General features: G+C 45.8%; 6 protein-coding genes. All 6 read right to left on the bottom strand.

Going from position 1 to position 6,000, the window contains the following annotated elements:
* Positions 1 to 1,701: methyl-accepting chemotaxis protein (locus tag RH85_RS18505; RefSeq protein ID WP_006714247.1), on the bottom strand; the 1,701-nt coding region annotated here is incomplete at its 3' end.
* Positions 1,702 to 2,073: 372 nt separating this feature from the next.
* A complete protein-coding gene (gene hisIE, locus RH85_RS18500; RefSeq protein WP_006714246.1) occupies positions 2,074 to 2,709 on the bottom strand; it encodes a bifunctional phosphoribosyl-AMP cyclohydrolase/phosphoribosyl-ATP diphosphatase HisIE in 636 nt (211 codons plus the stop codon).
* A complete protein-coding gene (hisF, locus tag RH85_RS18495; protein ID WP_006714245.1) occupies positions 2,706 to 3,494 on the bottom strand; it encodes an imidazole glycerol phosphate synthase subunit HisF in 789 nt (262 codons plus the stop codon). The genes hisIE and hisF overlap by 4 nt, the downstream gene beginning before the upstream one ends.
* Positions 3,476 to 4,213 carry a 1-(5-phosphoribosyl)-5-[(5-phosphoribosylamino)methylideneamino]imidazole-4-carboxamide isomerase gene (gene hisA / locus RH85_RS18490; protein ID WP_006714244.1) on the bottom strand — a complete coding sequence of 246 codons (738 nt, stop codon included), beginning with the start codon at positions 4,211 to 4,213 and terminating at the stop codon, positions 3,476 to 3,478. The genes hisF and hisA overlap by 19 nt, the downstream gene beginning before the upstream one ends.
* A 12-nt stretch (positions 4,214 to 4,225) precedes the next feature.
* Positions 4,226 to 4,840, bottom strand: a complete 615-nt coding sequence (gene hisH, locus RH85_RS18485; protein ID WP_006714243.1) for an imidazole glycerol phosphate synthase subunit HisH — start codon at positions 4,838 to 4,840, stop codon at positions 4,226 to 4,228.
* A 9-nt stretch (positions 4,841 to 4,849) separates the two neighbouring features.
* Positions 4,850 to 5,923, bottom strand: a complete 1,074-nt coding sequence (hisB, locus tag RH85_RS18480; RefSeq protein WP_006714242.1) for a bifunctional histidinol-phosphatase/imidazoleglycerol-phosphate dehydratase HisB — start codon at positions 5,921 to 5,923, stop codon at positions 4,850 to 4,852.
* Positions 5,924 to 6,000 lie beyond the last annotated feature (77 nt).

Here is a 6,000-nt window from a genome sequence, read left to right as displayed (position 1 = left end):
ATCAATCTCATTAAGTGATTGCCCTGCTTTCCCCGCTTGATCAACTAAACGGTCGGTCGTCACAATGCTATCTTGCATACTCTTAACGGCCAATTTCGCCCCTTGTTGCAGCTCTTCAATAATATGCTTTATCTCTTCGGTTGAATGCTGAGTTCGACTAGCAAGAGCTCGAACTTCATCAGCCACAACCGCAAATCCACGTCCTTGCTCACCAGCACGCGCGGCTTCAATCGCTGCATTAAGTGCCAATAAATTGGTCTGCTCGGCGATGCTCAAAATAACCTCTAAAACGGTATCAATTTCTGAGCTTTGCAGTTCTAGTTTCTCCAAAGCTTGGGCGGTATGTTTTATTTCATCAGCCAATTGATCAATATTGCTTTCCACTCCTTGGACGATGCTCAGCCCCGCACTCGTGGCCTGATCAGCAAGCTCAGTCGATGCTGCAGCGTCAGTGGTATTGCGGGCGACATCCTGTACCGTGGCAATCATCTCATTCATTGCGGTAGACAGTTGCTCTATTTCAATTTGCTGCCCTTGTATATTGGCATTGGTTTGATCAGAGACATTGGCCAATTGGTCCGCTGACACGTTTAAGTTAAGAGCGACTTGTTTTGCATCAACGACGATGTCATGCACCTTTGTGGAAAACTGATTAAATCTCGCCGCAAGTTCGCCGATCTCATTGCGTGCGCTGTCATCAAGACGCGCGGTTAAATCACCATTACCATGCGCAATATCTTCCATCGCTTTAGCAGTACGGTTGATCGGATTAATAATGCTGACAGCAATAAAGTAGGCCACGAGTACACCGATAATCAGTGCAATCACTGCGCCCATTAGAGCATTAAGCAATAACTCAGATTCGGCCGCAACGTTATGGCTTGTATCCATAATGATTTCAATGACCGCTAAAGGTTGGCCGGAATAATCTGGTACAACGGCTAAGAAGGTTGTCACTGGAACACCGTTTAATTCACTACGAGCAGAAGCCGAGGCTTGCTCTCCCTTAAATACGGCTAAAATATCAGTTTGAGAAACAAGACCGACCTCTTTAGTGGTCGACGCGAAGGTATTAATCTTATCGCCGGTAAACGTATATAGATTGCTATCGACCCCAAACGCGACCTTAAACTGCTCAAAAAAACTTTGATTCAGTGACATGCCAAATTCAACAGAACCAACATGCTGCTGCTGATAATAAACCGGTACAATACCGCGAATACCGATCCCTGCCACTCCACGCTCAAGACCGGTAACGGGCTTTTGTGTTTGATTGGTTTGAATCACGGTTTTGCGGAACGACGACAGATCATCACCAAACTTTGCCGGGCTATGAGCACGGAAGAAAGAAGTCGCTGGCTCAGTATGAAACTGAAATTGTCGAACATTGAATTCTTGCTTTAGTTGCTCAAACATCGGCACAGTGCGCGCTGCCAACGCATCTCGGTCTCGATTGGCAAAATCACGCTGTACTTCTGGCGTTAGTGCCACAACCTCGGCAAGCGACGTGGCTAATTGACCACGACTTTCCATCTGTGCCAATGCAATATCGTATATTCCTTCAAGTTCACGTTGTTCCGCTTCGCGCAAGCTTTGATTCGATTTTGAAAAGGACAGACTGATCACTAATGCCGATATAAACACGACCAACAGCATGATAGAAACGATCAAACGGGTTTTTATTTTTAATTTGCTAAACATGACTTATTACTATTCCTGCACTTTTTGAACTAAAGAGTAAAACAGCTCACTTGCCAGCAAGTCGATGTCAAAATTGATTTGAAAGAGACGAACTCTAAAAGTAAGAACAACCAATCAATAACTATTTCCGGCGATGAATTCACTCACAAAAGTTACACACACTAATAACCACCCTATATTTCGAGTGGTAACATTTTTTACTATTTTATAAATTAAACAGGGGTTAAAGTGCGACACTGCCTGCATAGTGTTTGTTTATAATATTTGTCAATTCGATTAAAAATATGGATGGTTGCATTTATCCAGCCGCGATGAATAAAAAAAGCCGTAAGTATTCACTTACGGCTTAGTAAAGGAGAAACTTAACTGTAATTAACTATGGCGTTCTTTGAGTTTATTAATGACGTCATTTAACGACAGACCTTGGTCTTGCAGCAATACCAACAAGTGGTAAATTAAATCGGCAGATTCACACACTAGTTCCGCCTTGTCACCCGACGTTGCCGCAAGCGCAACTTCAACGCCCTCTTCGCCCACTTTTTGCGAAATACGTTTGGTACCACGAGCATAGAGGCTGGCGGTGTAGGAAGAATCTGGATCGGCATTTTTACGATCAGCCAAGAGTTGTTCAAGCTGATGAAGCCACACCAATTGCGACTCTTCTTGCTTGTCTGCATCCCAACACGTTGTCGTACCCGTATGGCACGTTGGCCCTACTGGCGTCACTTTAACCAACAAAGTGTCGTTATCACAATCTAGTGCGGCATTGACCAATTTCAATACGTTGCCAGAACTTTCACCCTTAGTCCAAAGTCGCTGCTTAGTACGCGAGAAAAAAGTCACGTGACCCGTTTCACCTGTCGTCACCAGCGCATCTTGGTTCATGTAACCCATCATCAGCACTTGGCTAGAAAGAAAATCCTGCACGATAACCGGGACTAAACCATCGACTTTTTGCCAATCGATACGCTCAATCAGGGTGTTCACATCGCTTGTTTGAAAACTCATAACTTCACCTCTACTGGCCTAGCTTCAACACCTTGACGGATCAAATACTGCTTTAACTCACCAATATTAATCACTTGTTTATGGAACACCGATGCAGCGAGTGCGCCATCGACATTGGCTTTATCAAATGCTTCAGCAAAGTGCTCCATCGCACCTGCGCCACCTGAAGCGATCAGTGGTACATGGCACACTTCGCGGACCATATTAAGTTGCTCAATATCATAGCCGTTGCGCACGCCATCTTGGTTCATCATATTCAATACGATTTCGCCCGCACCACGTTTCTGTACTTCCTGTACCCAATCACGAGTTTGCCACTGGGTTGCTTTGGTGCGTGCCTCGTCACCGGTGAACTGATAAACCTGATATTGGCCCGTCTCTTTATCGTAATAAGAGTCGATCCCCACCACGATACACTGCACCCCAAATTTATCGGCTAAATCCGTAATCAGTTGTGGATTAGCCAGTGCTGGAGAATTAATGGAAACCTTATCGGCACCAAACTCTAAAATACGTGCCGCATCTGCAGCCGACTTAATACCACCAGCAACGCAGAAAGGAATATCGATCACTTCGGCAACACGTTTCACCCAGCTTTTATCCACCACACGACCATCGCTTGAAGCGGTGATATCATAAAACACCAGCTCGTCAGCGCCTTCTTGCGCATAACGCTGTGCCAATGGCACGATGTCGCCAATGATCTCATGATTACGAAACTGAACGCCCTTAACCACCTGACCATCACGCACATCAAGACAAGGAATTATTCGCTTTGCCAACATGCAAATGCCTCCTCTGCAGTAAATTTGCCATCGAGCAGAGCACGACCAACAATCACACCCGCTACGCCAGAGCCTTTTAGGGCGGCGATATCATCGAGAGAACCAATGCCGCCTGACGACTGAAATTGCACTTGTGGGTATTGCTGGCAAAGATCGACATACAACTCAACGTTAGAGCCTTCCAACGTGCCATCACGTGAAATATCGGTACACAATACGTGCTTAAGACCCACGGTAAGATAATCATTAATCAAGGCTTCAATCGTGACACCTGAATCTTCTTGCCAGCCTGAAATCGCCACTTTACGCGTACCATTGGCATCGATGTTAATATCCAATGCTAAGACGATCTTTTCTGCGCCGTATTTTTCCATCCAACCTTTGACTAGCTCTGGTTGTTTAACCGCAGTTGAGCCGACGACAACACGTTGCGCACCCGCTTCTAGCAAATCAACTACATCTTGTTCGCTGCGTACGCCACCGCCAATCTGGATCGAAGCTGGTGTGCTGGCAAGTAGTTTGGCGATCAAATCCAATTGACGTGCCGTGGTATCTTTCGCACCGGTTAAATCCACCAAGTGCAGCCAATCTGCGCCCGCTTGATGATAAAGATTGAACTGCTCAGCTGGGTCGACTTTGTATTCAGTTACTTGCCCGTAGTCCCCTTGATAAAGGCGAACTACCTGTCCTTCAATTAAATCTAGTGCTGGAATAATCACAAATAATTCCCTTTATAAGTTTAAGAAGTTCTCAATTAGCTTTGAGCCCGCTTTGCTCGAACGTTCTGGGTGGAACTGCACACCGTAGTAATTACCACTTTGCACCGCCGCCGTGAACGGCTGGCCATAATCGCATTCCGCAATCGTGTACTCGCCCACTGGCATTGCAAAGCTGTGCACGAAGTAGAAGTATTCCCCCTCTTCGATACCTTTAAATAGCGGGTGTTCCGGTAGAGACTTAACGGTATTCCACCCCATATGAGGAAGTGGTAACGCGCCTGTTTCCATCCGTTTTACTTCTCCATCACACAGGCCCAAACACTCAACCAGTTGGTCTGCTTTTTGGCCTTTCTCTTGTGACGACTTACCGAGAAGTTGCATGCCAAGGCAAATACCCAATAGCGGTTTTTCAACTTGCTTAACCAAGCTGATCAAATCGCGCTCTTGCAGGTTTTTCATCGCTTCACTCGCCGTGCCAACACCGGGAAGAAATAGCTTATCCGCACTCAATACCACTTGCGGTTCTTTGGAGATTTCTACTGCGAAGCCCAAGCGTTCAATGGCGAATTTAACCGAAGAAACATTGGCACAACCGGTATCGATAATAACAACTTTCTGCTCGCTCATGACCACTCCTTACAATACGCCTTTGCTGCTTGGCAGCTCGTTACCTTCCACTTTGATCGCTTGACGCAGCGTACGTCCGAACGCTTTAAACAGACTTTCAATGATGTGGTGATCGTTATCCCCCGCTGACGATAGGTGCAAGGTACACGCTAATGTATCGGTCAATGAACGGAAGAAGTGCACTACCATTTCCGTCGATAAATCACCCACTTGATCGCGGCTAAATTGAGCATCAAATTTCAGGTATGGACGACCAGAAAGGTCAAGCGCGCATTGCGCCAAACATTCATCCATCGGCAGGCTAAAACCAAAGCGGCCAATACCACGCTTATCGCCTAGTGCATCTTTTAATGCTTGTCCTAGCGCCAATGCGGTATCTTCAATCGTGTGGTGATCATCAATGTGTAGATCACCTTCAACAGTACACTTCATTTGAAAGCCGCCGTGAGTGGCGATTTGATCGAGCATGTGATCAAAAAAGCCTAAGCCCGTGGAGATCTCATTGCCGCCCTGCTCATCCAAGTTAACCAATACTTTAATGTCGGTTTCTTTGGTGGTACGAATCACTTCCGCCACACGTGCTTTAACCGTCAAATCTTTGAGAATTTGCGGCCAACCCATCGTTTGCGGATGGTATTGAATACCTTGAATTGCCATGTTTTCAGCTAACTGAAGATCAGTGTGGCGATCACCAATCACAACCGAGTGTTGGAAGTCGACTTTACCGTTTTGTAGATACTCCTTCACCATACCGAGTTTTGGCTTGCGGCAAGAGCAGTTTTGCTCTTCAAAGTGCGGGCAAATCAACACGTCATCAAACTTCACGCCTTGTGATGCGAAGATTTCCATCATCATGTCATGTGGCGCATCGAAATCCGCTTGTGGATAGCTATCTGTTCCTAAACCGTCTTGGTTAGTGACCATCACTAAACGATACCCAGCATCTTGCAGCGCAAGCAAACTTGGGATCACAAACGGTTCTAGTTTTAACTTGTCTAAACGATCAACTTGAAAATCAACCGGCGGCTCAACAATTAAGGTGCCATCACGGTCAATAAAAAGTATTTTTTGCTGCTTGCTCACTCGAACATCCTTATTTCTATTTTTACCCTCTTAACTAAGCAAGAGGGTTTTCATTATTATTGCTATCCAAACGCCTA

It is taken from the genome of Vibrio ichthyoenteri ATCC 700023, from assembly GCF_000222605.1.
GTDB lineage: Bacteria > Pseudomonadota > Gammaproteobacteria > Enterobacterales > Vibrionaceae > Vibrio > Vibrio ichthyoenteri.
The sequence above is the reverse complement of the archived record's forward strand: the minus strand, read 5'-3'. Positions and strand labels throughout refer to the sequence as shown.

Excerpts from the sequence above, each read along its gene's own strand:
- hisIE (WP_006714246.1), bottom strand. The coding sequence starts at position 2,709 with ATGAGTTTTCAAACAAGCGATGTGAACACCCTGATTGAGCGTATCGAT.
- hisF (WP_006714245.1), bottom strand. The coding sequence starts at position 3,494 with ATGTTGGCAAAGCGAATAATTCCTTGTCTTGATGTGCGTGATGGTCAG.
- hisH (WP_006714243.1), bottom strand. The coding sequence starts at position 4,840 with ATGAGCGAGCAGAAAGTTGTTATTATCGATACCGGTTGTGCCAATGTT.